The following is a 458-nucleotide window of genomic DNA, read 5'->3' on the forward strand; positions in this document are numbered from 1 at the left end:
GTTCCCGGGCCTTGTACACACCGCCCGTCACACCATGGGAGTGGGTTGCACCAGAAGTAGCTAGTCTAACCTTCGGGGGGACGGTTACCACGGTGTGATTCATGACTGGGGTGAAGTCGTAACAAGGTAGCCGTAGGGGAACCTGCGGCTGGATCACCTCCTTAATCGACGACATCAGCCTGCTGATGAGCTCCCACACGAATTGCTTGATTCATTTGCTGATCAGAACTCAGAAATGAGCATTCCTGGTGAATGTTGATTTCTGACTTTTGTCAGACCGTTCTTTAAAAATTCGGATATGTGATAGAAATAGACTGAAGACCAGTTTCACTGCTGGAATTCAGGCTAAGGTAAAATTTGTGAGTTCTGCTCGAAAGAGCAACGTGCGAATTTTCGGCGAATGTCGTCTTCACAGTATAACCAGATTGCTTGGGGTTATATGGTCAAGTGAAGAAGCG

Annotated in this window: 1 rRNA gene; it reads left to right on the plus strand. The window is 47.8% G+C overall.

Annotated features, from left to right (window positions below):
* Positions 1-164, plus strand: a 16S ribosomal RNA gene (locus tag FS665_RS23150); the annotation flags it as partial.
* Positions 165-458 lie beyond the last annotated feature (294 nt).

It is taken from the genome of Pseudomonas sp. URMO17WK12:I11, assembly GCF_007677725.1.
Classification (GTDB): domain Bacteria; phylum Pseudomonadota; class Gammaproteobacteria; order Pseudomonadales; family Pseudomonadaceae; genus Aquipseudomonas.